The organism is Enterobacter sp. Taxon_8 (genome assembly GCF_058354585.1).
On sequence record NZ_CM177989.1, the window covers coordinates 3,647,818 to 3,672,965 of the forward strand.

23 protein-coding genes, 4 tRNA genes and 3 rRNA genes are annotated in these 25,148 nt (G+C 53.3%); 12 read left to right on the forward strand and 18 right to left on the reverse strand.

The genetic code is table 11. The annotated features are described in order from the left end of the window. Positions 1-15: 15 nt before the first annotated feature. A tRNA-Asp gene (locus AC4IBF_RS17385) sits at positions 16-92 on the reverse strand. 132 nt (positions 93-224) lie between these two features. Beyond that, complete coding sequence (gene dnaQ / locus AC4IBF_RS17390; protein ID WP_048029949.1) at positions 225-956, reverse strand: DNA polymerase III subunit epsilon; 732 nt, start codon at positions 954-956, stop codon at positions 225-227. A 64-nt stretch (positions 957-1,020) separates the two neighbouring features. Between dnaQ and rnhA the strand changes: the two genes are divergently transcribed. Further along, positions 1,021-1,488, forward strand: coding sequence for a ribonuclease HI (rnhA, locus tag AC4IBF_RS17395; protein ID WP_008500276.1), 468 nt, complete (start codon positions 1,021-1,023; stop codon positions 1,486-1,488). Here rnhA and AC4IBF_RS17400 read toward each other — a convergent pair whose 3' ends face one another. Further along, complete coding sequence (locus AC4IBF_RS17400; RefSeq protein WP_115874289.1) at positions 1,489-2,205, reverse strand: class I SAM-dependent methyltransferase; 717 nt, start codon at positions 2,203-2,205, stop codon at positions 1,489-1,491. 32 nt (positions 2,206-2,237) lie between these two features. Between AC4IBF_RS17400 and gloB the strand changes: the two genes are divergently transcribed. Continuing rightward, positions 2,238-2,996, forward strand: a complete 759-nt coding sequence (gloB, locus tag AC4IBF_RS17405) for a hydroxyacylglutathione hydrolase (RefSeq protein ID WP_491462985.1) — start codon at positions 2,238-2,240, stop codon at positions 2,994-2,996. Between the two features lie 68 nt (positions 2,997-3,064). Next, positions 3,065-4,429, forward strand: a complete 1,365-nt coding sequence (mltD, locus tag AC4IBF_RS17410; RefSeq protein WP_115874287.1) for a murein transglycosylase D — start codon at positions 3,065-3,067, stop codon at positions 4,427-4,429. A 52-nt stretch (positions 4,430-4,481) separates the two neighbouring features. On the opposite strand, the gene AC4IBF_RS17415 is transcribed toward mltD, so the two are convergent. From AC4IBF_RS17415 to AC4IBF_RS17425, 3 genes are all read right to left on the reverse strand, one after another. Then, a complete protein-coding gene (locus tag AC4IBF_RS17415) occupies positions 4,482-5,255 on the reverse strand; it encodes a class I SAM-dependent methyltransferase (protein WP_491462986.1) in 774 nt (257 codons plus the stop codon). A 75-nt stretch (positions 5,256-5,330) separates the two neighbouring features. Continuing rightward, a complete protein-coding gene (locus AC4IBF_RS17420) occupies positions 5,331-6,131 on the reverse strand; it encodes an endonuclease/exonuclease/phosphatase family protein (RefSeq protein WP_025912579.1) in 801 nt (266 codons plus the stop codon). Positions 6,132-6,267: 136 nt separating this feature from the next. Next, positions 6,268-7,443 carry an MFS transporter gene (locus AC4IBF_RS17425; RefSeq protein WP_491462987.1) on the reverse strand — a complete coding sequence of 392 codons (1,176 nt, stop codon included), beginning with the start codon at positions 7,441-7,443 and terminating at the stop codon, positions 6,268-6,270. A 104-nt stretch (positions 7,444-7,547) separates the two neighbouring features. Here AC4IBF_RS17425 and yafC point away from each other — a divergent pair, with 104 nt between their 5' ends. After that, the gene (gene yafC, locus AC4IBF_RS17430) at positions 7,548-8,453 is read left to right on the forward strand and encodes a DNA-binding transcriptional regulator YafC (protein ID WP_045909864.1); all 906 of its coding nucleotides are present in this window, start codon (positions 7,548-7,550) and stop codon (positions 8,451-8,453) included. A gap of 29 nt (positions 8,454-8,482) precedes the next feature. Here yafC and dkgB read toward each other — a convergent pair whose 3' ends face one another. From dkgB to gmhB, 8 genes are all read right to left on the reverse strand, one after another. Next, the gene (dkgB, locus tag AC4IBF_RS17435) at positions 8,483-9,286 is read right to left on the reverse strand and encodes a 2,5-didehydrogluconate reductase DkgB (RefSeq protein WP_115874283.1); all 804 of its coding nucleotides are present in this window, start codon (positions 9,284-9,286) and stop codon (positions 8,483-8,485) included. A gap of 160 nt (positions 9,287-9,446) precedes the next feature. Further along, a tRNA-Asp gene (locus tag AC4IBF_RS17440) sits at positions 9,447-9,523 on the reverse strand. Positions 9,524-9,579: 56 nt separating this feature from the next. Further along, positions 9,580-9,695 (reverse strand): 5S ribosomal RNA (gene rrf / locus AC4IBF_RS17445). Positions 9,696-9,767: 72 nt separating this feature from the next. Continuing rightward, a 23S ribosomal RNA gene (locus AC4IBF_RS17450) occupies positions 9,768-12,672 on the reverse strand. 171 nt (positions 12,673-12,843) lie between these two features. Beyond that, positions 12,844-12,919 (reverse strand) — tRNA-Ala (locus tag AC4IBF_RS17455). Between the two features lie 107 nt (positions 12,920-13,026). Continuing rightward, positions 13,027-13,103: transfer RNA gene (locus tag AC4IBF_RS17460), tRNA-Ile, on the reverse strand. Positions 13,104-13,173: 70 nt separating this feature from the next. Continuing rightward, a 16S ribosomal RNA gene (locus tag AC4IBF_RS17465) occupies positions 13,174-14,715 on the reverse strand. The 16S, 23S and 5S rRNA genes sit together here with 3 tRNA genes alongside, the layout of an rRNA operon. Before the next feature lie 368 nt (positions 14,716-15,083). Next, positions 15,084-15,650 (reverse strand): D-glycero-beta-D-manno-heptose 1,7-bisphosphate 7-phosphatase, encoded by a 567-nt coding sequence (gene gmhB, locus AC4IBF_RS17470; protein ID WP_028018279.1) that lies wholly within the window; start codon positions 15,648-15,650, stop codon positions 15,084-15,086. 188 nt (positions 15,651-15,838) lie between these two features. On the opposite strand from gmhB, the gene metN reads away from it, so the two are divergent. The 6 genes from metN (at position 15,839) to proS (ending at position 21,418) form a co-directional block, all read left to right on the forward strand. After that, entirely contained in the window at positions 15,839-16,870 is a 1,032-nt protein-coding gene (metN, locus tag AC4IBF_RS17475; protein WP_023310475.1) for a methionine ABC transporter ATP-binding protein MetN, read from the forward strand. Beyond that, the gene (locus AC4IBF_RS17480; protein WP_133293824.1) at positions 16,863-17,516 is read left to right on the forward strand and encodes a methionine ABC transporter permease MetI; all 654 of its coding nucleotides are present in this window, start codon (positions 16,863-16,865) and stop codon (positions 17,514-17,516) included. The genes metN and AC4IBF_RS17480 overlap by 8 nt, the downstream gene beginning before the upstream one ends. Before the next feature lie 40 nt (positions 17,517-17,556). Next, a complete protein-coding gene (gene metQ, locus AC4IBF_RS17485) occupies positions 17,557-18,372 on the forward strand; it encodes a methionine ABC transporter substrate-binding lipoprotein MetQ (RefSeq protein ID WP_014168729.1) in 816 nt (271 codons plus the stop codon). 106 nt (positions 18,373-18,478) lie between these two features. Then, a complete protein-coding gene (gene rcsF, locus AC4IBF_RS17490) occupies positions 18,479-18,883 on the forward strand; it encodes an Rcs stress response system protein RcsF (RefSeq protein ID WP_008501883.1) in 405 nt (134 codons plus the stop codon). Continuing rightward, positions 18,880-19,587 carry a tRNA (N6-threonylcarbamoyladenosine(37)-N6)-methyltransferase TrmO gene (tsaA, locus tag AC4IBF_RS17495; protein WP_252093419.1) on the forward strand — a complete coding sequence of 236 codons (708 nt, stop codon included), beginning with the start codon at positions 18,880-18,882 and terminating at the stop codon, positions 19,585-19,587. The genes rcsF and tsaA overlap by 4 nt, the downstream gene beginning before the upstream one ends. Positions 19,588-19,699: 112 nt before the next feature. After that, positions 19,700-21,418 (forward strand): proline--tRNA ligase, encoded by a 1,719-nt coding sequence (proS, locus tag AC4IBF_RS17500; protein ID WP_136195590.1) that lies wholly within the window; start codon positions 19,700-19,702, stop codon positions 21,416-21,418. 48 nt (positions 21,419-21,466) lie between these two features. Here proS and nlpE read toward each other — a convergent pair whose 3' ends face one another. The 3 genes from nlpE to AC4IBF_RS17515 are packed head-to-tail and all read right to left on the reverse strand — an operon-like array spanning position 21,467 to position 23,164. Then, complete coding sequence (gene nlpE, locus AC4IBF_RS17505; RefSeq protein WP_136195591.1) at positions 21,467-22,165, reverse strand: envelope stress response activation lipoprotein NlpE; 699 nt, start codon at positions 22,163-22,165, stop codon at positions 21,467-21,469. A 34-nt stretch (positions 22,166-22,199) separates the two neighbouring features. Continuing rightward, positions 22,200-22,622, reverse strand: a complete 423-nt coding sequence (gene arfB, locus AC4IBF_RS17510) for an alternative ribosome rescue aminoacyl-tRNA hydrolase ArfB (protein ID WP_032649720.1) — start codon at positions 22,620-22,622, stop codon at positions 22,200-22,202. Next, entirely contained in the window at positions 22,619-23,164 is a 546-nt protein-coding gene (locus tag AC4IBF_RS17515) for a YaeQ family protein (RefSeq protein ID WP_023310470.1), read from the reverse strand. Before AC4IBF_RS17515 ends, arfB begins: the two co-directional genes overlap by 4 nt. 196 nt (positions 23,165-23,360) lie before the next feature. Between AC4IBF_RS17515 and AC4IBF_RS17520 the strand changes: the two genes are divergently transcribed. Further along, entirely contained in the window at positions 23,361-23,561 is a 201-nt protein-coding gene (locus tag AC4IBF_RS17520; RefSeq protein WP_008501889.1) for a YaeP family protein, read from the forward strand. Beyond that, the gene (gene rof, locus AC4IBF_RS17525; RefSeq protein ID WP_133293821.1) at positions 23,548-23,808 is read left to right on the forward strand and encodes a Rho-binding antiterminator; all 261 of its coding nucleotides are present in this window, start codon (positions 23,548-23,550) and stop codon (positions 23,806-23,808) included. Before AC4IBF_RS17520 ends, rof begins: the two co-directional genes overlap by 14 nt. A 28-nt stretch (positions 23,809-23,836) precedes the next feature. On the opposite strand, the gene tilS is transcribed toward rof, so the two are convergent. After that, a complete protein-coding gene (gene tilS / locus AC4IBF_RS17530; RefSeq protein ID WP_136195593.1) occupies positions 23,837-25,126 on the reverse strand; it encodes a tRNA lysidine(34) synthetase TilS in 1,290 nt (429 codons plus the stop codon). Positions 25,127-25,148 lie beyond the last annotated feature (22 nt).

Genomic DNA, 25,148 nt, shown 5'->3' on the forward strand with positions numbered 1-25,148 from the left:
AGGCCTTCTGAATAGTGGCGGAACGGACGGGACTCGAACCCGCGACCCCCTGCGTGACAGGCAGGTATTCTAACCGACTGAACTACCGCTCCACTGTTCCCGTTTGGGGAACGAGGCGCATATTACGGTGCGCCTCCGATCTCGTCAACGCTTTTTCTCGCGTTTTGAATCGTTTGCTGCAAAAATCGCCCAACCGATGATTTTACAGGCATTCCGGCGTTTTTTCAGGCACGCCAGAGACAGCTGCCGCCCTTCTTCTGCACCAGATCAAGACGGGATTCGTGGTTAAGCAGCTCTTCGTCACTGGCTAAAACAACCCGTAGCCGACTGGCCTGACGAACAACACGCTGAATGCCCGCTTCGCCCTGCGTCTGCTGAGACTCATTTTCCATACTGAACTTCATTGACGTCTGCCCGCCGGTCATCGTCAGATAGACATCGGCCAGGATCTGGGCATCGAGCAACGCCCCGTGGAGCGTTCGCTTGGTATTGTCTATCTCGTAGCGCGAGCAGAGTGCATCCAGGCTGTTACGCTTGCCGGGGAACATCTTCCTTGCCAGCGCGAGACTGTCCGTCACCTTACAGAAGGTGTTCGTCTTCGGGATATCACGATTAAGCTTGCTGAATTCATAGTCCATAAAGCCGATATCGAACGAGGCGTTATGGATGACAAGCTCGGCGCCCTTGATGTATTCCAGGAACTCGTCAGCCACATCCGCAAACGTCGGCTTATCCAGCAAGAACTCATCGGCAATCCCGTGAACGCCGAACGCTTCGGGGTCCACCAGCCGATCGGGCTTGAGGTAAACGTGGAAGTTGTTCCCCGTAAGACGACGGTTTACCACTTCAACGGCGCCGATCTCGATGATCTTATGCCCTTCGTAGTGCGCGCCGATCTGGTTCATACCGGTGGTTTCGGTATCGAGGACGATCTGGCGAGTAATTGCAGTGCTCATAGCGGTCATTTATGTCAGACTTATCGTTTAACTGAACGTTTCGAATACAGGAAGTCTACCAGAGATGCGTAAACAGGTAGAAATTTTCACCGATGGATCTTGTCTCGGTAACCCAGGGCCCGGCGGCTACGGCGCGATTATGCGCTATCGCCAGCACGAAAAAACCTTTAGTGAAGGCTATTTTCTGACCACCAACAACCGGATGGAGTTGATGGCGGCCATCGTGGCGCTGGAGGCATTAAAAGAACATTGTGACGTGGTGTTAAGTACCGACAGTCAGTACGTGCGTCAGGGGATCACCCAGTGGATCCATAACTGGAAAAAACGCGGCTGGAAAACCGCCGATAAGAAACCGGTCAAGAACGTCGATCTCTGGAAACGTCTTGATGCTGCGCTGGGTCAGCACCAGATTAAATGGGAGTGGGTTAAAGGGCACGCCGGCCATCCGGAAAACGAACGTTGTGACGAGCTGGCGCGTGCGGCGGCCGCTAACCCTGCGCATGAGGACGCGGGCTATCAGCCCGAATCCTGATCACGGCTTTTTGTATTGCCGCGTGGCGCCAACGGTCTGGCGGATTGGCGTTTTCGATTTGCTCTGCTTCATGGGGTTAAGCGTAAGGGGAATGGTTCGCTTACGCGCGACGATAAACTGCAAACAGCCCAGGGCGGGGAGATGGGTGCTCAGCACCACGCCACCCTGACGCGCCCAGGGCAGCACCTGAAAACCACCGTAGCAGAGCACTTCAAAGTTCAGCAGTGAAAGCCAGTCGAGCTGGCGCATCATGGTGAACATCCGGCTGTTGTAAGGTGGATTCCTGCGTAGCACCGGCACCAGCTTACGCAGCCCCATCAGGCTTAACGGATTGAATCCGCTAAGTACCAGCCAGCCGTCATCAATAAGCACGCGATCGGCTTCACGAAGCAGACGATGCGGATCGCTGCACCAGGGCAGCGTGTGAGCGAGTAAACACGCATCAACGGATTTTTCCGCAAACGGCAGATGCAACGGATCTGCTTTTACCTGAACCGGCGATCCGCCGAGAGAGACGTTGACCTGATGCGAGATAGCGCAGCTTTCGGTATTGATTTCCGCGCTGAGATTGCCAATCTTAAGCAGGTGAAAGCCATACATTTTCGCGAGCCAGGGCTTCAGCTGTTGTTCTAACGCTTCGCGATAATATTCACCCCAGGGCAATTCCGCCCAACGTTCCGGTGCTGCGACAGTCTGAGGTATCCTTGCCGGTTTCATCAAAACACCCGCCACGCTATAAGAGGTAATGTATGAATCTTATCAGTATTCCAGCGTTTCAGGACAATTACATCTGGGTTTTGGTTGACGACGATCGTCGATGCGTCATTGTCGATCCCGGAGAATCGGCCCCTGTTCTGCGCGCAATAAAAGAGAACGACTGGCAGCCAGAAGCCATTCTGTTGACGCATCATCATAACGATCACACTGGCGGCGTGCCTGAACTGCACGCTTATTTTCCGCATCTTGTGGTTTACGGACCGGCAGAAGCACAAGATAAGGGAATCACGCATGTAGTCGAAGAAGGCGAAAATATCCTCATACGTGAGTGGGAGTTTTCCGTATTTGCTACACCGGGTCACACTTTGGGACATCTGTGTTTCTACAGTAAGCCTTATCTTTTTTGCGGCGATACCCTGTTCTCCGGAGGCTGCGGAAGATTGTTTGAAGGTACGCCAGCGCAAATGTACCAGTCTTTACAGAAGATTAACGCATTGCCCGATGACACCGTTATTTGTTGCGCTCATGAGTATACATTAGGAAATATGAAGTTTGCCGTCAGCCTGTTGCCTGAGGATCGGGCGATTCAGGATTATTATCACAAAGTGAAGGAGTTACGTGCAAAAAACCAAAAAACACTCCCCGTAATTCTGAAAAACGAGCGCCAAATTAATTTATTTTTAAGAACAGATGATACTGATTTAATTAATAAAATTAACCAAGAAACAAATTTGCAACAACCAGAACAGCGATTTGCATGGTTAAGGTCAAAGAAAGATAACTTCAGATAATTGCGGGTTGCCTTTTCAAAATTTCGCCGTTATCATCGCTCGTCTTTTAAGCAACTATTGACACACACATGAAGGCAAAAGCGATATTACTCGCCTCTGTCCTGCTTGTAGGTTGCCAGTCACAGAATGGCAGCAACGTACAACAGCACGCACAGAGCCTTTCTGCAGCTGGTCAAGGGGAAGCAGGGAAGTTTGCAAGTTCGGCGCGCTGGATGGACGATGGAACATCTTTCGCGCAGGATCAAGACTTGTGGACCTCTATTGGCGACGAGCTAAAGATGGGAATTCCGGAAAATACCCGGATTCGCGAACAGAAACAGAAGTATTTAAGAAATAAGAGCTATCTCCACGATGTAACGTTACGGGCAGAGCCGTATATGTACTGGATAGCCGGGCAAGTTAAGAAACGTAACATGCCTATGGAGCTGGTACTCCTACCCATAGTGGAGAGCGCTTTTGACCCACACGCGACGTCTGGCGCCAATGCCGCAGGCATTTGGCAGATCATTCCGAGCACAGGGCGAAACTATGGTCTGAAACAGACCCGCAACTATGATGCGCGTCGCGATGTTGTCGCTTCAACGACAGCCGCTCTCGACATGATGCAACGTCTGAACAAGATGTTTGACGGCGACTGGCTGTTAACGGTCGCAGCGTATAATAGTGGCGAAGGTCGTGTACTGAAGGCAATGAAAGCGAATAAAGCACGGGGTAAATCCACCGATTTTTGGTCGCTCTCACTGCCACAGGAAACAAAGATTTACGTACCGAAAATGCTGGCTTTGAGCGATATTCTCAAGAACAGCAAGCGTTATGGTGTACAACTGCCAACACCAGACGAAAGTCGTGCACTGGCGCGTGTTCGCCTCAGCAATCCAGTTGATATTCAACAGGTTGCTGATATGACGGGTATGTCGGTAAGTAAATTGAAAACCTTTAATGCTGGCGTTAAAGGCTCAACCCTGGGGGCAAGTGGCCCGCAGTATGTAATGGTTCCGCAGAAACATGCTGACCAGTTACGTGAGTCTTTAGCTTCTGGTGAAATCGCCGCCGTTCAGTCAACGCTGATCGCGGATGCATCATCAGTCAACAGCCGCAGCTATAAGGTTCGTTCAGGTGATACGCTTTCGGGCATTGCGTCACGTCTTGGCGTGAATGCGAAAGATCTACAGCAGTGGAATAATCTGCGCAGCTCCGGCCTGAAAGTGGGTCAGACTCTGACGGTAGGTGCAGGTAGCAGCGCACAGCGTCTCGCCAGCAACAGCGATAGCATTACCTATCGCGTGCGCAAGGGCGATTCACTGTCCAGTATCGCAAAACGACACGGCGTAAACATCAAGGATGTGATGCGCTGGAACAATGATACTGACAATCTGAAACCTGGCGACCAGCTGACGCTGTTTGTGAAGAACAGTGCTACGCCAGACTCCTGATAGCACGATCGAAAGATAAAAAGGCACCGATTCCCCTCGGTGCCTTTTTTGTTTATCCCGCTTTTTGCGCTTCAGCCATGATGATATCGCTGGTGAATGAACCATCGTTTTGCAGTTCAAAGTACGCCTTTACCTCCGCGGATGCACTCTCCTGATACAGCCTGATCGCCAGACTTAATGCTTCCGGGGTGCGCATACGCGCTATCCACGAGCTAAACTCCAGCGGCAAACGGTCTGTGATTAACGAGCGTGTAATCAGTCCCGCTTCCGTGATAAGCGACAACCACTCTCCGCTGGCGTAGTTTTGCACGTGCGAGGTATCGCGCAGCGCTTCTACCGTTTGCAGCCAGATATTGCGCACCGGATGCCCAGGTGACATCACATCCATAATGATGAATGTGCCGCCCGGCTTCAGAACGCGTTTGACCTCTCGTAATGCCTGGCCGACATCATGCCAGTGGTGCGCGGAATAACGGCTGATAACCACCTCAAACGACGCATCATCAAACGGTAAGGATTCGGCATAGCCCTGGCGCGTATTAATGTTGTTCAGCCCCTTCGCTTTCGCCGCCTCGGCAACAACGTCCAGCATCTGGCTGGATAAGTCATACGCGGTAACGTGCGCCACCTGCTGCGCAGCCGTAAAGCTGGCATGCCCAGCCCCGCAGCCTAAATCCAGAACGTGCGCCTGCGGAAATGCCGACAGGCGCTCACCGAGACGCACCAGATCGCGACCTGAAGCGTGCACGGCGCTGCTCAGATAGGCACTTGCCTGAGAACCAAACTGTCTTTCTACGTTGTCATGATGGGAGTGTGTTGTTGTCATCGTACTGTCCTTTGTGAGTGAAAAATAAAGGGCAGCACCCGCGCAGGCCTGCCCCACGGCAGACCTGACACACCATTATTTATCAGGTTTGCCGGGACTGAATTCGACTAGTAGAGGATTATGATCCGAGGCGCGAGTCACCAGAACAGAGGCATCGTGCACGCTCAAACCACGATAGAAGACAAAATCGAGAGGACGACCAAAGGCTTTTTTGCGCTGGTCATCGCTAAAACGAACCTCACGCAACGACATTTCGCGCGCAAAGCGATAGAGCGCATTCATGCGCGGACGGCTCCAGGCATTGAAATCGCCGGCCATAATGATGGGCCCGCTGTGATGCGCTATCTGATCGCCAATGGGAAGTAACTGCTTACTGTAGACATCCACGCCCAGGCTGAAGTTTACCGCATGGATATTCACAACCATCAGCATTCGGGTATCCGGCAGCGGATAGACCGTCACCAGCGCCGATTTCGCCAGACGCAGGATAGGCTCGCGTTCGCGCAGCGGACAGCAATAGACGGGATGTGCTGCAGAAAGCGTCATCACGCCTGAGGGATGCTGAGGCAAAACAAAGGCGGGTACCTGGTCGGCGGCAAGATAGTGAGTGGTAGCAAACCGAACGAGCTCAGGCGTGGTTTGCGCCTCCTGGAGCAGGACCAGATGGGCATCTTTGCCAAAATTCTTGAGGACCGATAACCACTCCGCACGCTGCTGCTTAAAGATATTCCACACCAGTACGCGGATTTTTTCATCGCTGCTTAACGGCGTGCCGGCGGGTAATGCCTGGCTTATGCTCGCAAATGACCCCGGAGGCAAGATCCTCTCCGCGGGCATTCCGGCTACATAACGCATGGCATAGGTATTTTTTCGCACTTTTGGAAACAGCCTCTGTAACATGAACCAGTCCGGAAAACGGACTGGTTCTAATGTTATAGGGACTTTAGGTCACACTTTCAACGCAATTTCTGAGAAACCGCTTTCCAGTTTTGTAAGCAAGCGCTTACTGATGTTAACCCAGCGCGACGCGGGCGGGTTTATCAAGACGTCCGCTCAGACCAATCAACAGGAAAGCGACCAGGACAATCACCGCGCCAATCCATGGCGTCTGGGTTAATCCGAAATTTTCGACGGTTTGCCCACCAATGATGGAGCCCAGCGCGATACCAATATTAAAAGCGGCAATATTCAGGCCGGACGCCACATCCACCGCATTGGGCGTATAAAGCTCGGCTTTTTGTACAACGTAGACCTGAAGCCCGGGCACATTACCAAAGGCGAAGATCCCCATGACCAGCACGGTGACCAGCGCGGCGTAGTGTATCGAAGCCGTGAACTGGAAAATCATCAACAGAACGACCAGCGCGGCGAAGATGAATTTCAGCGCCGGTACCGCACCATGCTTATCCGCAAGCTTGCCGCCCCAGATATTGCCAATCGCAACGGAAATACCGTATCCCAGCAAAATCCAGCTCACGGCATTGGGGGAGAAACCCGCCAGGTCCTGCATCATCGGTGCAAGGAAAGTGAAGGCGGTGAATACGCCGCCATAGCCCAGCGCAGTAACCGCGTAGATGATCAGCAAACGCGGATGCGTGAGTACCTTCAGCTGATCGCTCAGGCTGGCGCTGGCCCGGCCAGGAATATTCGACGGCACCAGCAGCAGGCTGGTCACCAGGGCAATGACGCCCAGTAAGGAGACGGCCAGGAACGTTTCACGCCAGCCGAAGTGTTGTCCGATAAACGTGCCCAACGGTACGCCCGTGACGAGTGCAACGGTCAGCCCACCGAACATGATCGCAATGGCGGAGGCCGCTTTCTCTTTGGGTACCAGGCTGGTTGCAATAGTGGAACCAATCGAGAAGAACACCCCGTGCGCAAGGCCGGTCAACAGACGGGCAATCACCAGCGTGGTGTAGTCCGGTGCCTGCCAGGCCAGAATGTTGCCGGCGGTGAACAGCACCATCAGCGCGACTAACAGCTGCTTACGCGGAAAACGCCCGGTCAGTGCCGTCAGCACTGGCGCCCCGACGGCGACGCCCAGGGCGTAGATAGACACCAACAGTCCGGCAGAGGGTAACGAGATCGCAAGCTGGTTAGCAATAGTGGGAACCAGCCCCACGATAACAAATTCGGTCGTGCCAATTGCAAAGGCACTGATCGTCAGGGCAAGTAGCGCCAGTGGCATAAAATACTCCGTATCATCATGATTAAGATGACAGGCAGTATGCGCCAGTGCTTAAATAACAAAAATGGTCAAAATATCAATAGAATTTTGCAGGTGGTGCAACAATGAAAGCTACATCGGAAGAGCTGACAATCTTTGTCGCCGTCGTTGAAAGCGGCAGCTTTAGCCGCGCGGCCGAACAGCTGGGACAGGCTAACTCAGCCATCAGCCGTTCGGTAAAAAAACTGGAGATGAAGCTTGGAGTGAGTCTGCTCAACCGAACGACGCGACAGCTGAGCCTGACGGAAGAAGGAGAGCGTTATTTTCGCCGCGTGCAGTCGGTACTGCAGGAGATGGCCGCAGCGGAGACCGAGATAATGGAGACCCGCAGCACGCCGCGCGGATTACTGCGCATTGATGCAGCCACGCCGGTTGTGCTTCACTTTCTGATGCCGCTGATTAAACCTTTCCGCGAACGCTATCCGGAGATGACGCTTTCTCTCGTCTCCTCAGAGACGTTTATTAACCTCATCGAGCGTAAAGTGGATGTGGCTATTCGGGCGGGAACGCTGACCGATTCAAGCTTGCGTGCCCGCCCTCTGTTTGCCAGCTACCGTAAAATTATCGCGTCGCCACAGTATATTGCTGAACATGGTAAACCGGAGACGGTTGAAGAACTGAAGCAGCATCTGTGCCTGGGCTTTACGGAGCCGGTATCGCTGAACACCTGGCCTGTCGCCTGTCATGATGGTCAACTTCATGAAATTACGAGCGGATTGTCATCTAACAGCGGGGAAACACTAAAGCAGCTGTGCCTTGAAGGCAATGGTATCGCCTGCTTGTCAGACTATATGATTGATAAGGAGATTGCCCGGGGTGAGCTGGTGGAATTGATGGCCGATAAACGCTTGCCGGTCGAAATGCCTTTTAGCGCGGTGTATTACAGTGACAGAGCGGTTAGTACGCGCATTCGTGCCTTTATTGATTTTCTGAGTGAACATATAAAAACAGCTCCCGGAGGAGCTGTGTGAGGGTTCAGGTTACAGAGGGCGGGTCAAACTTAATCCCAGTCAGGAGCTAAACCTTCCGGGCTGACCAGACGATCGTTGCACTCCAGCGCGGCAATCGCTTTTTTATCGTCAGCATCCAGATGAAGATCCGTTGCTAACAGGTTGCTGGCCAGGTTTTCACGCTTAGTTGATGATGGGATCACGGCATAACCTTCACCCATTGCCCATGCCAGAATGACCTGCGCGGCAGTCGCGCTATGTTTCTCAGCGATACGCGTAATCACTTCATCTTTCAGCGCCTTACCATAGGCCAGCGTCATGTATGAGGTGATGTGGATCCCGTGCTGTTTTGCCCAGTCCACGACTTTACGATTTTGCAGGTACGGAGACAGCTCAATCTGGTTGGTCGCAATATTTTCTGCGCCAACAGCAGCAATAGCTTTTTCCATCAGCGGGATCGTGAAGTTGGAGATCCCAATTTCGCGGGTTAATCCCTGCTTTTTCGCTTCCAGCAATGCCTGCATGAATTCTTCCACGGAGACGGCATCGTTCGGTGATGGCCAGTGGATCAGCGTCAAATCTACATAGTCAGTACGCAGTTTTTTCAGGCTTTCTTTCAGGCTTGGGATCAGCTTGTCTTTGCTGAGATTCTCAATCCAGATTTTCGTGGTGATGAACAGCTCATTACGCGGTACACCACTCTCTTCGAGAGCTTGTCCTACGGCAGCTTCGTTTTCATAGATCTGCGCCGTATCAACCGCGCGATAGCCCAGTTCGAGTGCGGTTTTAACTGATGCAATAACAACGTCGTCTTTAAGGCGGAAAGTGCCCAGACCAAATGCAGGGAGAGTCATACTATTCCTCAATCGTTATGTTCGTAAACTGAGGACGATTATCGCTGGCGTTGTTATAGAGAAAAAGATCGCAAAACGCAGAGGATTTTTGCTGATTTCGCAATAATTAAGCGTCAGATAAGAAAAAAGCCCTGAGCGTTAGCTCAGGGCTTTTAATAAGTGGCGGAACGGACGGGACTCGAACCCGCGACCCCCTGCGTGACAGGCAGGTATTCTAACCGACTGAACTACCGCTCCACCGAAGACTGCTTGTAACCACCGGATTAATGCACCGGCTTACTACTTAATTTGATGCCTGGCAGTTCCCTACTCTCACATGGGGAGACCCCACACTACCATCGGCGCTACGGCGTTTCACTTCTGAGTTCGGCATGGGGTCAGGTGGGACCACCGCGCTAAAGCCGCCAGGCAAATTCTGTTAATCTGTATCAGGCTGAAATTTGATTGTTCTGTCTCTTCGCCAAAACACCTTCGGCGTTGTAAGGTTAAGCCTCACGGTTCATTAGTATCGGTTAGCTCAACGCATCGCTGCGCTTACACACCCGACCTATCAACGTCGTCGTCTTCAACGTTCCTTCAGGACCCTTAAAGGGTCAGGGAGAACTCATCTCGGGGCAAGTTTCGTGCTTAGATGCTTTCAGCACTTATCTTTTCCGCATTTAGCTACCGGGCAGTGCCATTGGCATGACAACCCGAACACCAGTGATGCGTCCACTCCGGTCCTCTCGTACTAGGAGCAGCCCCCCTCAATTCTCCAGCGCCCACGGCAGATAGGGACCGAACTGTCTCACGACGTTCTAAACCCAGCTCGCGTACCACTTTAAATGGCGAACAGCCATACCCTTGGGACCTACTTCAGCCCCAGGATGTGATGAGCCGACATCGAGGTGCCAAACACCGCCGTCGATATGAACTCTTGGGCGGTATCAGCCTGTTATCCCCGGAGTACCTTTTATCCGTTGAGCGATGGCCCTTCCATTCAGAACCACCGGATCACTATGACCTGCTTTCGCACCTGCTCGAGCCGTCACTCTCGCAGTCAAGCTAGCTTATGCCATTGCACTAACCTCCTGATGTCCGACCAGGATTAGCTAACCTTCGTGCTCCTCCGTTACTCTTTGGGAGGAGACCGCCCCAGTCAAACTACCCACCAGACACTGTCCGCAACCCGGATTACGGGTCTACGTTAGAACACCAGCCATTAAAGGGTGGTATTTCAAGGACGGCTCCACGCAGACTGGCGTCCACGCTTCAAAGCCTCCCACCTATCCTACACATCAAGGACCAGTGTTCAGTGTCAAGCTATAGTAAAGGTTCACGGGGTCTTTCCGTCTTGCCGCGGGTACACTGCATCTTCACAGCGAGTTCAATTTCACTGAGTCTCGGGTGGAGACAGCCTGGCCATCATTACGCCATTCGTGCAGGTCGGAACTTACCCGACAAGGAATTTCGCTACCTTAGGACCGTTATAGTTACGGCCGCCGTTTACCGGGGCTTCGATCAAGAGCTTCGCGTTGCCGCTAACCCCATCAATTAACCTTCCGGCACCGGGCAGGCGTCACACCGTATACGTCCACTTTCGTGTTTGCACAGTGCTGTGTTTTTAATAAACAGTTGCAGCCAGCTGGTATCTTCGACTGATTTCAGCTCCACCCGCAGGGGCTTCACCTACATATCAGCGTGCCTTCTCCCGAAGTTACGGCACCATTTTGCCTAGTTCCTTCACCCGAGTTCTCTCAAGCGCCTTGGTATTCTCTACCTGACCACCTGTGTCGGTTTGGGGTACGATTTCGTGTTACCTGATGCTTAGAGGCTTTTCCTGGAAGCAGGGCATTTGTTACTTCAGCACCGTAGTGCCTCGTCATCACACCTCAGCGTTAAAAGGTACCGGATTTACCTGGAACCTCCGCCTACATGCTTAAACCGGGACAACCGTCGCCCGGCTAACATAGCCTTCTCCGTCCCCCCTTCGCAGTAACACCAAGTACAGGAATATTAACCTGTTTCCCATCGACTACGCCTTTCGGCCTCGCCTTAGGGGTCGACTCACCCTGCCCCGATTAACGTTGGACAGGAACCCTTGGTCTTCCGGCGAGCGGGCTTTTCACCCGCTTTATCGTTACTTATGTCAGCATTCGCACTTCTGATACCTCCAGCATGCCTCACAGCACACCTTCAACGGCTTACAGAACGCTCCCCTACCCAACAACGCATAAGCGTCGCTGCCGCAGCTTCGGTGCATGGTTTAGCCCCGTTACATCTTCCGCGCAGGCCGACTCGACCAGTGAGCTATTACGCTTTCTTTAAATGATGGCTGCTTCTAAGCCAACATCCTGGCTGTCTGTGCCTTCCCACATCGTTTCCCACTTAACCATGACTTTGGGACCTTAGCTGGCGGTCTGGGTTGTTTCCCTCTTCACGACGGACGTTAGCACCCGCCGTGTGTCTCCCGTGATAACATTCTTCGGTATTCGTAGTTTGCATCGGGTTGGTAAGCCGGGATGGCCCCCTAGCCGAAACAGTGCTCTACCCCCGAAGATGAGTTCACGAGGCGCTACCTAAATAGCTTTCGGGGAGAACCAGCTATCTCCCGGTTTGATTGGCCTTTCACCCCCAGCCACAAGTCATCCGCTAATTTTTCAACATTAGTCGGTTCGGTCCTCCAGTTAGTGTTACCCAACCTTCAACCTGCCCATGGCTAGATCACCGGGTTTCGGGTCTATACCCTGCAACTTAACGCCCAGTTAAGACTCGGTTTCCCTTCGGCTCCCCTATACGGTTAACCTTGCTACAGAATATAAGTCGCTGACCCATTATACAAAAGGTACGCAGTCACACCACGAAGGTGCTCCCACTGCTTGTACGTACACGGTTTCAGGTTCTTTTTCACTCCCCTCGCCGGGGTTCTTTTCGCCTTTCCCTCACGGTACTGGTTCACTATCGGTCAGTCAGGAGTATTTAGCCTTGGAGGATGGTCCCCCCATATTCAGACAGGATACCACGTGTCCCGCCCTACTCTTCGAGTTCACAGCCTGTGTGCTTTCGTGTACGGGACTGTCACCCTGTACCGTGCGACTTTCCAGACGCTTCCACTAACACACAAGCTGATTCAGACTCTGGGCTGCTCCCCGTTCGCTCGCCGCTACTGGGGGAATCTCGGTTGATTTCTTTTCCTCGGGGTACTTAGATGTTTCAGTTCCCCCGGTTCGCCTCGTTAACCTATGTATTCAGTTAACGATAGTGCAACGAATTGCACTGGGTTTCCCCATTCGGACATCGCCGGGTCAAAGGTTCATATCACCTCGCCGGCGCTTTTCGCAGATTAGCACGTCCTTCATCGCCTCTGACTGCCAGGGCATCCACCGTGTACGCTTAGTCGCTTAACCTCACAACCCGAAGATGTTTCACTTCATGATTGCGAAAATTTGAGAGACTCGAACACACCTTAAAGATGTGTCGTTTCAATTTTCAGCTTGATCCAGATTTTTAAAGAGCAAAACTTCGCAGTGCACCTTTTCAGGTTCACTCTGAAGTTTTCTTGTGTTTGCAGTAAAAGATGGTGGAGCTATGCGGGATCGAACCGCAGACCTCCTGCGTGCAAAGCAGGCGCTCTCCCAGCTGAGCTATAGCCCCATCGTTTTGCAATCTCTGTACCGGTAATTTTTCCTGAGACAAGGCGTGGTAACGCGAAGCATACATCAGTATGTGAGCGTTGCCGCAACGCAGTATCAGGGAAAATTTGGTAGGCCTGAGTGGACTTGAACCACCGACCTCACCCTTATCAGGGGTGCGCTCTAACCACCTGAGCTACAAGCCTGCAGAGATTTTTACTGCTGTTTTTTCATCAGACAATCTGTGTGAGCACTGCAAAGGCAGGTTCTTTAAGGTAAGGAGGTGATCCAACCGCAGGTTCCCCTACGGTTACCTTGTTACGACTTCACCCCAGTCATGAATCACAAAGTGGTAAGCGCCCTCCCGAAGGTTAAGCTACCTACTTCTTTTGCAACCCACTCCCATGGTGTGACGGGCGGTGTGTACAAGGCCCGGGAACGTATTCACCGTAGCATTCTGATCTACGATTACTAGCGATTCCGACTTCATGGAGTCGAGTTGCAGACTCCAATCCGGACTACGACGCACTTTATGAGGTCCGCTTGCTCTCGCGAGGTCGCTTCTCTTTGTATGCGCCATTGTAGCACGTGTGTAGCCCTACTCGTAAGGGCCATGATGACTTGACGTCATCCCCACCTTCCTCCAGTTTATCACTGGCAGTCTCCTTTGAGTTCCCGGCCTAACCGCTGGCAACAAAGGATAAGGGTTGCGCTCGTTGCGGGACTTAACCCAACATTTCACAACACGAGCTGACGACAGCCATGCAGCACCTGTCTCAGAGTTCCCGAAGGCACCAATCCATCTCTGGAAAGTTCTCTGGATGTCAAGAGTAGGTAAGGTTCTTCGCGTTGCATCGAATTAAACCACATGCTCCACCGCTTGTGCGGGCCCCCGTCAATTCATTTGAGTTTTAACCTTGCGGCCGTACTCCCCAGGCGGTCGACTTAACGCGTTAGCTCCGGAAGCCACGCCTCAAGGGCACAACCTCCAAGTCGACATCGTTTACGGCGTGGACTACCAGGGTATCTAATCCTGTTTGCTCCCCACGCTTTCGCACCTGAGCGTCAGTCTTTGTCCAGGGGGCCGCCTTCGCCACCGGTATTCCTCCAGATCTCTACGCATTTCACCGCTACACCTGGAATTCTACCCCCCTCTACAAGACTCTAGCCTGCCAGTTTCGAATGCAGTTCCCAGGTTGAGCCCGGGGATTTCACATCCGACTTGACAGACCGCCTGCGTGCGCTTTACGCCCAGTAATTCCGATTAACGCTTGCACCCTCCGTATTACCGCGGCTGCTGGCACGGAGTTAGCCGGTGCTTCTTCTGCGGGTAACGTCAATCGCTGAGGTTATTAACCTCAACGCCTTCCTCCCCGCTGAAAGTACTTTACAACCCGAAGGCCTTCTTCATACACGCGGCATGGCTGCATCAGGCTTGCGCCCATTGTGCAATATTCCCCACTGCTGCCTCCCGTAGGAGTCTGGACCGTGTCTCAGTTCCAGTGTGGCTGGTCATCCTCTCAGACCAGCTAGGGATCGTCGCCTAGGTGAGCCATTACCCCACCTACTAGCTAATCCCATCTGGGCACATCTGATGGCAAGAGGCCCGAAGGTCCCCCTCTTTGGTCTTGCGACGTTATGCGGTATTAGCTACCGTTTCCAGTAGTTATCCCCCTCCATCAGGCAGTTTCCCAGACATTACTCACCCGTCCGCCGCTCGCCGGCAAAGTAGCAAGCTACTTTCCGCTGCCGCTCGACTTGCATGTGTTAGGCCTGCCGCCAGCGTTCAATCTGAGCCATGATCAAACTCTTCAATTTAAGTTTGATGCTCGTGAATTAAACTTCGTAATGAATTACGTATGTTCACTCAGAGACTTGGTATTCATTTTTCGTCCGAGGACGTTAAGAATCCATGTCACTTTGAGTGCCCACACAGATTGTCTGATAAATTGTTAAAGAGCAGTGCAACGCGGCTTTCGCTCACCGTTGCGAGGTGGCGTATATTACGCTTTCCTCTTTCAGAGTCAACCCGTTATTTCAGGATTTTTTCTCTTCAACCGACCGGGCTGTCTGTGAAGTGATTCACATCCGCCGTGTCGATGGAGGCGCATTATAGGGGGCCGCCGAGGAATGACAAGCGGAAAAATGCATTTTTATTTCAACCGCTCATCTTTTCACCAGAAAGGCTATTTTTGGTGCTTTTTAATCTCTTTTGGCAGCTCGGCCAGACTATTAATTACCCAATCCGCCGCATTCTCAGCTTCTGGCGTCACAGGCTTGCCGGTGCGCACTAATATTTTGGTCCCTACACCCGCTGCTGTGGCTGCCTGCATATCTTCCAGTTTATCGCCCACCATATAAGAAGCCGCCATATCAATGTGCAGGAACTCCTGCGCAGAGATGAACATTCCCGGATGCGGCTTACGGCAATCACAGGTCTGACGATATTCTTCTACGGTTCCCTGTGGGTGATGCGGACAATAGTAGATGCCATCGAGATCCACACCGCGGTCGGCCAGCGACCAGTCCATCCATTCCGTCAGCGTTTCGAACTGCGCTTCGGTGAATTTACCGCGTGCAATACCGGACTGGTTCGTCACGACCACCAGCGCATACCCCATCTCTTTCAGCTGGCGCATGGCATCTATTACGCCCTCGATAAACTCGAACTCATCAATCTCATGGACATAACCGTGATCCACATTAATAGTGCCGTCACGATCGAGGAAAATTGCGGGTACTGATTTTGCCACCGGTTTGCTCCTGAAAAAGGCATGTTCGACTAGTATCTCATGAATCGCAGCGCAATAAAGTGCTCATCGTACAGAGTTGGATTGATTTAGACGTCTGGATGCCTTAACATCCGTTTTGTTTACGGTCATCACCCGTATCTGGCAGAAGAAAATGCCACGGCTAACTTACATACGATAAAAATAATCTAATGATTAAACTTTCCAATATCACCAAAGTGTTCCAGCAGGGGAACCGAACCATTCAGGCTCTGAACAATGTCAGCCTGCATGTTCCTGCTGGTCAAATTTATGGCGTCATTGGCGCATCGGGTGCAGGTAAAAGCACGCTGATCCGTTGTGTTAACCTGCTTGAGCGTCCAACCCAGGGCAGCGTAGAAGTTGGCGGCCAGGAACTCACCGCCCTTTCAGAGAAAGAACTCACCAAAGCGCGTCGTCAGATTGGCATGATTTTCCAGCACTTTAACCTGCTGGCTTCCCGCACCGTGTTCGGCAACGTTGCCTTACCCCTTGAGCTGGATAACACGCCAAAAGAAGAAGTGAAGCGTCGCGTCACCGAGCTGCTCGACCTCGTGGGTCTGGGCGATAAACATGATAGCTACCCGGCAAATCTGTCCGGCGGGCAAAAACAACGTGTGGCCATCGCCCGCGCGCTGGCCAGCAATCCTAAGGTACTGCTGTGCGATGAGGCCACCAGCGCACTGGATCCCGCAACCACGCGTTCTATTCTGGAACTGCTGAAAGACATTAATCGTCGTCTGGGCCTGACGATCCTCCTTATTACGCACGAGATGGATGTGGTGAAACGCATCTGCGACTGCGTGGCGGTCATTAGCAACGGTGAACTGATCGAGCAGGACACGGTAAGTGAAGTGTTCTCGCATCCGAAAACCCCGCTGGCGCAGCAGTTCATCCAGTCCACCCTGCATCTGGATATCCCGGAAGACTATCTGGAGCGTTTGAAGACCGAACCCGCTGCTGACAGCGTCCCGATGCTGCGCATGGAGTTCACCGGTCAGTCCGTTGATGCTCCCCTGCTTTCCGAAACCGCGCGTCGCTTTAACGTGAACAACAACATCATCAGCGCGCAGATGGATTACGCCGGTGGCGTGAAGTTCGGCATCATGCTGACAGAAATGCACGGCACACAAGAAGAAACCCAGGCAGCTATTGCCTGGCTGCAAGAACATCACGTAAAAGTAGAGGTACTGGGTTATGTCTGAGCCGATGATGTGGCTGCTGGTTCGCGGCGTTTGGGAAACGCTGGCAATGACCTTTGTCTCTGGCTTCTTTGGTTTTGTGATTGGCCTGCCGGTCGGCGTGTTGCTGTACGTGACGCGTCCGGGTCAAATCATTGAGAACGCGAAGCTGTACCGTACGCTCTCTGCGCTGGTGAACATCTTCCGTTCTATCCCGTTCATTATTTTACTGGTATGGATGATTCCGTTTACCCGCGTGATCGTCGGAACGTCTATCGGTCTGCAGGCGGCGATCGTTCCGCTGACCGTTGGCGCTGCGCCGTTTATCGCCCGTATGGTGGAGAACGCCTTGCTGGAGATCCCAACCGGTTTGATCGAAGCTTCCCGTGCGATGGGTGCCACGCCGGTGCAGATCGTCCGCAAGGTTCTGTTGCCTGAGGCGCTGCCAGGGCTGGTGAATGCGGCAACTATTACGCTTATCACCCTGGTCGGTTATTCCGCGATGGGCGGTGCCGTTGGTGCCGGCGGTTTAGGTCAGATTGGTTACCAGTACGGCTATATTGGATATAACGCTACCGTGATGAATACCGTTCTGGTATTGCTGGTTGTTCTGGTTTACTTAATCCAGTTCTCTGGCGATCGCATCGTCCGGGCTGTTACGCACAAATAACGTTACACACAACACAAACTCTACGAGTTAAGGATAAAACATGGCGTTTAAATTAAAGACCTTCGCAGCAGTAGGCGCGCTGATCGGCTCTCTGGCACTGGTGGGTTGCGGTCAGGACGAAAAGGATCCAAACCACATTAAAGTGGGCGTTATCGTGGGTGCAGAACAGCAGGTTGCAGAAGTTGCTCAGAAAGTAGCAAAAGAGAAGTATGGCCTGGACGTAGAGCTGGTCACCTTCAACGATTACGTTCTGCCGAACGAAGCGCTGAGCAAAGGCGATATCGACGCGAATGCCTTCCAGCATAAGCCATACCTGGATCAGCAGATTAAAGATCGCGGCTATAAACTGGTGGGTGTCGGTAACACCTTCGTTTATCCGATTGCCGGTTACTCTAAGAAAATTAAATCACTGGACGAACTGCAGCCAGGATCTCAGGTTGCCGTACCTAACGACCCGACTAACCTTGGTCGTTCCCTGCTGCTGCTGCAGAAGGTGGGCCTGATCAAACTGAAAGACGGTGTTGGCCTACTGCCAACCGTTCTGGACGTCACCGAGAACCCGAAAAATCTGAAAATCGTTGAACTGGAAGCACCGCAGCTGCCACGTTCTCTGGACGATGCACAGATTGCTCTGGCCGTTATCAACACCACGTACGCCAGCCAGATTGGCCTGACGCCAGCCAAAGACGGTATCTTCGTTGAAGATAAAGACTCCCCGTACGTTAACCTGATCGTGACTCGCGAAGACAACAAGGACGCGGAAAACGTGAAGAAATTCGTTCAGGCCTATCAGTCAGATGAAGTTTACCAGGAAGCCAACAAAGTGTTTAACGGCGGCGCTGTTAAAGGCTGGTAATCTCACCTCAGTGTAATATCATCAGGACGGGCTTATGCCCGTCTTGTCATTTGTGCAGTCAACTGATTCAATATCTGACGTTTTGATTATCCATTGAGGAAATATTATGCGTGCTTTACCGATCTGTCTTTTAGCACTCATGCTGAGCGGCTGTTCTATGCTAAGCAGATCTCCCGTTGAACCTGTTCAAAGCACGGCAACCCCGCCAAAGACCGAGCCTGCGAAACCGAAAGTGGTTCGCCCTGCGCCGGTTCGTATTATCACGAAAGCGGACGAACTCGTCGGTAAACCGTTCCGTGAACTGGGCGAAGTGAGCGGCGAATCCTGTCAGGCGACCAATCAGGACTCACCACCAAATATTCCGACAGCGCGTAAACGCATGCAGATTAATGCCGCAAAAATGAAAGCTAACGCGGTTCTGCTGCACAGCTGTGAAGTCACCAGCGGCACGCCGGGCTGCTACCGTCAGGCGGTTTGCATCGGCTCTGCGCTGAACATCACGGCGAAATGAGTGCATTTCAGTTCGAGCAGATAGGCGTTATCCACTCTCCTTATAAAGAGAAGTTCGCCGTCCCTCGCCAGCCCGGTCTGGTCACCAGCGGAAGCGGTGAGCTTCACCTGATTGCGCCTTACAATCAGGCCGATGCGGTACGCGGGCTCGAGGCTTTCAGCCATCTATGGGTGGTGTTCGTGTTTCACCAGACGATGGAAGGCGGCTGGCGACCTACCGTGCGTCCTCCTCGTCTTGGCGGTAATGCGAGAATGGGCGTGTTTGCAACGCGCTCGACCTTCCGTCCAAACCCGGTTGGCATGTCGCTGGTTGAACTGAAAGGCATACGCTGCCAGAAAGATCGGGTGATACTGGAGTTAGGTAGCCTGGACCTGGTCGACGGCACGCCGGTTATCGACATCAAGCCCTATTTGCCCTTCGTCGAAGCGCTCCCGAACGCGCGTGCAAGTTATGCTCAGGACGCACCACAGGCGGACATGCCGGTGTATTTTACGCCTGAGATAACCGCACAGCTCGGTCAGCTGGAGAAACGCTATCCTCGCTTACGGGATTTCATCACCGAAGTTCTGGCACAGGACCCGCGCCCGGCCTACCGTAAAGAAGAGGAAGCAGGAAAAACGTACGCCGTCTGGCTGATGGATTTTAACGTTCGCTGGCGCGTCACCGGGGCAGGTTTTGAAGTGTTTGCCCTTGAACCAAGGTAATTTTGTTCTCCTCTCTTTTGGCATCTTTACCACACTGGTAAACTAAACCACTTTTTTTGTGTCAGGCTGGTGTTTCAGCCTGTTCCAATCGTCGAAATGGAACCGTAACAACATGCGTACTAGCCAATATCTGCTCTCCACTCTGAAGGAGACGCCTGCCGACGCCGAAGTGATCAGCCATCAGCTGATGCTGCGCGCCGGGATGATCCGCAAGCTGGCCTCCGGGTTATATACCTGGCTGCCGACCGGCGTGCGCGTCCTGAAAAAAGTCGAAAACATCGTGCGTGAAGAGATGAACAACGCCGGTGCTATCGAGGTGTCCATGCCTGTGGTTCAGCCCGCTGACCTGTGGCAGGAGAGTGGCCGTTGGGAACAATATGGTCCTGAACTGCTGCGCTTCGTCGATCGCGGCGAGCGTCCGTTCGTTCTCGGCCCAACGCATGAAGAAGTTATTACCGACCTGATTCGTAATGAGCTGAGCTCTTACAAACAGCTGCCGCTGAACTTCTTTCAGATCCAGACCAAGTTCCGTGACGAAGTTCGCCCGCGTTTCGGCGTCATGCGCTCTCGCGAATTCCTGATGAAAGATGCCTACTCTTTCCATACCTCTCAGGAATCACTGCAAGAGACTTACGAAGCAATGTACGCGGCATACAGCAAAATCTTCTCCCGCATGGGTCTGGATTTCCGTGCTGTGCAGGCTGATACCGGCTCCATCGGCGGTAGCGCATCCCATGAGTTCCAGGTACTGGCGCAGAGCGGTGAAGACGATGTGATCTTCTCTGACTCTTCAGACTACGCGGCGAACATCGAATTTGCAGAAGCGCTGGCACCAAAAGAACCGCGTGCTGCAGCAACGCAAGAGATGACGCTGGTTGATACGCCAAACGCGAAAACCATTGCCGAGCTGGTTGAGCAGTTCAATCTGCCAGTTGAAAAAACCGTGAAAACGCTGCTGGTGAAATCCACCGAAGGCAGCGCTTACCCGCTGGTTGCCCTGCTGGTGCGTGGCGATCACGAGCTGAACGAAGTGAAAGCCGAGAAACTGCCGCAGGTCGCCAGCCCGCTGACGTTTGCCACGGAAGCGGAAATCCGCGCCGTGGTCAATGCGGGTCCAGGTTCACTGGGTCCAGTCAATCTGCCGGTGCCTGTTGTTATTGACCGCACTGTAGCCGCGATGAGCGACTTCTCCGCTGGTGCGAACATCGACGGTAAACACTACTTCGGCATCAACTGGGATCGCGACGTGGCGACGCCGGAAGTGGCTGACATCCGTAACGTGGTTGCAGGTGATCCAAGCCCGGACGGTCAGGGTACCCTGATGATTAAGCGCGGCATCGAGGTCGGCCACATCTTCCAGCTGGGCGATAAATACTCTCGTGCGCTGAACGCCGCCGTTCAGGGCGAAGATGGCCGTAACCAGATCCTGACCATGGGTTGCTACGGTATCGGGGTGACGCGCGTGGTGGCTGCGGCGATTGAGCAGAACTACGACGAGCGCGGCATCGTCTGGCCGGACAATATCGCGCCGTTCCAGGTCGCCATTCTGCCAATGAACATGCACAAGTCTTACCGCGTGCAGGAGCTGGCCGAGAAGCTGTATGCCGAGCTGCGCGCTCAGGGCATCGAAGTGCTGATGGATGACCGTAAAGAGCGTCCGGGCGTGATGTTCGCCGATATGGAACTGATCGGCATCCCACACACCGTCGTTATCGGTGACCGTAACCTTGACAGCGATGAGATTGAATACAAATACCGTCGCAGCGGCGAAAAACAGATGATCAAGACCGGCGACATCCTTGATTACCTGGTGAAAGCCATTAAAGGCTAAACAAAAAAACCCCGCTAAGGCGGGGTTTTTTAATGGTGCTACGTCAGCTTATTTACTGTTACAGTCTTTACCCGCAATAAATTTCGCGCCTTTATCCGCCACCAGCGTTTTCACCATCTCTCCGCTATCCGGGTTTGGTTCAAGCATAAAGTGACCGTCAACCGTCAGCAATACCGGCTTGCTGTCATTACCGCGTGCCACGGCGTAATCACGTTCAAGCTGCGCATTGTTTGCCACGCTAACCTTCCTGCCGGTTGCGCAGTCGGTAAAGATCGCCGCATCCGCCATATAGAAGTACATCCCCCGCATTGCCATAGGCGTGGCAGGCAGAGCCGCTTTTACCGGCGCAAGCGTGTAGTTGAACTGGGATTCAATCGGGTTGCCTTCGCGATCAAGCATCTCCATTCCCTCGCCTTTGGCGCGGAAAAAGGTTTTCTCACCGGAAGTATCCGTCAGAACCAGCTTCTCAGCTGTACGCGCCCATGTTCCGTAAGTTGCAAATGACGAGGGTTCTTTAGCGCCCTGATAGCGCTGGTTCATTACCCAGGTGCCGTCTTTTTGCAGGAACAGAGACGTTTCAATGCCTTCGCAGTCTGCGCAAGGCAATACGCCGCGCCAGCTCTGCTGCATTGGTTTTAACTCTTCCGTTTGCGTGGGTTGTAACATCTGCGTTTCGGAGCGGTTGTTACACCCGAAAAGCGCAAACAGCGTGCTCACTGCCATCGCTGACCATAATGCTTTTTTCACAATGAATTCCTTATGAAAATTGTGTTCCCTTTCGTCACTCTGTTGGGCGACGAACTTTACCGCGTAGTGCTTTCACTGTGGATTTTTGGGCCTTCGAGGACAGCCGACGCTCTTTCGATGCGCGGGTTGGCCGCGTTGCCCGGCGGCTTTTTTGTACTGCCGTTAATTCTTTGATGACCGCCACCAGCCTGGCTATCGCCGCTTCCCGGTTGAGCTCCTGGCTGCGGTACTCCTGGGCTTTGATCACAATCACACCATCGCTGGTGATCAGGTGATGGCTGGCAGCAAGCAGGCTTTCTTTATAATACTCTGGCAGGCTCGAGGCCCGAATGTCAAAACGCAAATGGATAGCCGTCGACGCCTTGTTGACGTGCTGCCCACCGGCCCCCTGAGCACGGATGGCGGTAATCTCCAGCTCGTTGTCAGGAATGCTGACGTTACGGGACAAGACGATCATGACGCGGGCTGCCACGCCGTCAAATGAATTTCCAGATTATTCTGAGAATCAGAGAGCCAGATGGCGCCATCCTGAATCGTCGCCTGCAACACCATGGTCCGGCTGGCAAACTCGCTCAGCTGAGCCAGCTGCTCATCATCCAGATACCAAACCGTGAGATTTTTAAACTGTCCGCACTTGCTCTTGTTTTGCTGCCACCAAATCTCCGCAGCACGCTGATTATACGCGAATAAGGCCACTTCAGCGGACTGGGTGCAGGCCTTCTTAATTCTGCGCTCGTCAGGCAGGCCGAGTTCGATCCACAAGTCGATACCCAGATGATCGTTGCGCAGCCAGGCTTCAGGCTCGTCTTCTGCGCTTAACCCACGGGTAAACTGCAGACGCTCGTCGGCGTACTTAATCCACGCCAGCAGGCGCAGCATCATGCGCTCCTGGGTTTCGGAGGGATGGCGTGCCAGCGTAAGCGACGCGTCGAGGAACTGGTTGCGATCAAGATCGGCCACATTGACCACTGCTTTATAAATTGTCGCTTTCAGCGCCATGAGAGAACTCCATTCGAATCAGGCGCTCATTGTAGCGAAAACCGCGGCAAAAGGCTGTTATGGGGTGATAAATACACCGCTATCAAGGCGCTGATATTGCTTAAATGAGTATGGTATAGTCACCTTGCTAAACCGAGTTTATCTTCGTAGGCTTAATGATATCTCACAGTAAGTCAGTGCGCTGGCGGGAGGGGATGTGAATAATTATTGTGAGTTAATTCGCAAACGGTATGCGGAAATCGCCAGCGGAGATCTGGGGTATGTCCCGGACGCGTTGGGCTGTGTATTGAAAGTGCTTAATGAAGTGGCCTCTGATGAGAGCCTTTCAGAGTCGGTCAGGGAAAAAGCAGCGTATGCTGCGGCGAATTTACTGGTGAGCGATTATGTCGATGAATGATACTTATCAACCTATCAATTGTGATGACTATGACAACCTCGAACTCGCCTGCCAGCATCATTTATTACTGACGCTGGAGCTAAAAGATGGCGAAGTATTGAAGGCAAAAGCCAGCGATCTGGTTTCACGCAAGAATGTGGAATACCTGATAGTGGAAGATGCCGGTGCGACGCGTGAGCTGCGTCTGGACAGAATAGCCAGCTTCAGCCACCCGCAAATCGGCACCGTCGTGGTGAGCGAATCCTGATGACACTAACGGGCAGCCTGGCTGCCCGTTACGCTTTCTGCCACTCAAAACGGACACCCTCTTCTGTCCAACCCTCTTCCGTAATGAAAACCCCTGCCGCAGCAATCAGCGTTTCACCATAGAACAGCAGCGGCGTGGTGTCGCGCTGCCACGGCGGCACGTTGCACTCCTGCCAGATTTTCTTCAGCTTGCGTCCCCCGTTGCGCCCAACGATATGCAGCATGCCGCCAGCCTTAAAGCGCACGGTGACCGGTTCACCGGGCTTCGGCAGCCGCACATGACCAGACGACAGGAGAGAAACGCGTCCTGCCTCACCGGGCAATACCAGCGGTGCGTCAGGAGAAAGCCAGTCGAGCACTACATCAGTCAGCGAGGGCATGGACTTTATCCACCAGAGTTCCCCTTTATAGCGTCTAACGTCAAAACCATTCAGGTGGACGCACGGGGAAGCATCATCCCGCGCCATGGCAACTTCGTCCCAGATACGGCTCAGCATCGCCCGCGACGGCATCGCAGCGTGATGAGAGGCAAGCCAGCGGCGTAACAGCGCGGCGCGACGTACCGGGCTCATCGCTTGCATCGGGGCGATCGCCAGCCCTCCGTCGGCAGAAATCAGCCCAGCCAGCTCGCCGCTCAACAGCTCGTCCAGCAACGACTCCTGTTCGGCGCACAGCATGGCGCTTCTTGCCGTCGCGTCGGCGAAATGCGGCCAGCGCTCGCTTAAAAGCGGAAGGACGCGCAGACGAAGGAAGTTACGGTCATAGCCGTCATCCTGGTTGCTCTCATCTTCGATCCAGCTCAGCTGATGTTCTCGCGCCCAGGCTTCAAGCGAGGCGCGCGTCTCGCCAAGCAGCGGACGCAGTAACGTTGTGCCGGCAAATTCAGAACGCGTCGGCATGGCAGAAAGCCCCGCCGGCCCGCTGCCCCGCTTAAGCGCCAGCAGAAAGGTTTCACACTGATCGTCCAGGTGCTGGGCAGTGACCAGCGCTTCTCCGGTACGTAATGCCCCGGCAAACGCGGCATAGCGGGCTTTACGTGCCTGCGCCTCGATGCCCAGCCCTTCCTCCGCAAGCATGACGCGTTCAACGATGAGCGGGATCGCCCAGGCCGCACACAAGGCTTCGCAGTGCGCCACCCACTCCTCTGCGTGAGGACTTAATCCGTGATGAATATGCATCGCCCGGAGCTGGACGTCAGGTTCCCGATCGCGCCAGCGCTTAAGGCGATGGAGCAGAACGGTGGAATCCAGGCCACCGCTAAACCCCACCAGCAGCTGGCGGTACGGTGAAACGGCTTGTGCGATAGCGGGTAAGGTCATAGGGAATTACACATAAAAAATG

What these genes read in the sequence shown, in the direction of transcription:
- dnaQ (WP_048029949.1), bottom strand. Translation starts at nt 956, where the DNA reads ATGAGCACTGCAATTACTCGCCAGATCGTCCTCGATACCGAAACCACC.
- rnhA (WP_008500276.1), top strand. Translation starts at nt 1,021, where the DNA reads ATGCGTAAACAGGTAGAAATTTTCACCGATGGATCTTGTCTCGGTAAC.
- AC4IBF_RS17400 (WP_115874289.1), bottom strand. Translation starts at nt 2,205, where the DNA reads ATGAAACCGGCAAGGATACCTCAGACTGTCGCAGCACCGGAACGTTGG.
- gloB (WP_491462985.1), top strand. Translation starts at nt 2,238, where the DNA reads ATGAATCTTATCAGTATTCCAGCGTTTCAGGACAATTACATCTGGGTT.
- mltD (WP_115874287.1), top strand. Translation starts at nt 3,065, where the DNA reads ATGAAGGCAAAAGCGATATTACTCGCCTCTGTCCTGCTTGTAGGTTGC.
- AC4IBF_RS17415 (WP_491462986.1), bottom strand. Translation starts at nt 5,255, where the DNA reads ATGACAACAACACACTCCCATCATGACAACGTAGAAAGACAGTTTGGT.
- AC4IBF_RS17425 (WP_491462987.1), bottom strand. Translation starts at nt 7,443, where the DNA reads ATGCCACTGGCGCTACTTGCCCTGACGATCAGTGCCTTTGCAATTGGC.
- yafC (WP_045909864.1), top strand. Translation starts at nt 7,548, where the DNA reads ATGAAAGCTACATCGGAAGAGCTGACAATCTTTGTCGCCGTCGTTGAA.
- dkgB (WP_115874283.1), bottom strand. Translation starts at nt 9,286, where the DNA reads ATGACTCTCCCTGCATTTGGTCTGGGCACTTTCCGCCTTAAAGACGAC.
- metN (WP_023310475.1), top strand. Translation starts at nt 15,839, where the DNA reads ATGATTAAACTTTCCAATATCACCAAAGTGTTCCAGCAGGGGAACCGA.
- AC4IBF_RS17480 (WP_133293824.1), top strand. Translation starts at nt 16,863, where the DNA reads ATGTCTGAGCCGATGATGTGGCTGCTGGTTCGCGGCGTTTGGGAAACG.
- metQ (WP_014168729.1), top strand. Translation starts at nt 17,557, where the DNA reads ATGGCGTTTAAATTAAAGACCTTCGCAGCAGTAGGCGCGCTGATCGGC.
- rcsF (WP_008501883.1), top strand. Translation starts at nt 18,479, where the DNA reads ATGCGTGCTTTACCGATCTGTCTTTTAGCACTCATGCTGAGCGGCTGT.
- tsaA (WP_252093419.1), top strand. Translation starts at nt 18,880, where the DNA reads ATGAGTGCATTTCAGTTCGAGCAGATAGGCGTTATCCACTCTCCTTAT.
- proS (WP_136195590.1), top strand. Translation starts at nt 19,700, where the DNA reads ATGCGTACTAGCCAATATCTGCTCTCCACTCTGAAGGAGACGCCTGCC.
- arfB (WP_032649720.1), bottom strand. Translation starts at nt 22,622, where the DNA reads ATGATCGTCTTGTCCCGTAACGTCAGCATTCCTGACAACGAGCTGGAG.
- AC4IBF_RS17515 (WP_023310470.1), bottom strand. Translation starts at nt 23,164, where the DNA reads ATGGCGCTGAAAGCGACAATTTATAAAGCAGTGGTCAATGTGGCCGAT.
- rof (WP_133293821.1), top strand. Translation starts at nt 23,548, where the DNA reads ATGTCGATGAATGATACTTATCAACCTATCAATTGTGATGACTATGAC.
- tilS (WP_136195593.1), bottom strand. Translation starts at nt 25,126, where the DNA reads ATGACCTTACCCGCTATCGCACAAGCCGTTTCACCGTACCGCCAGCTG.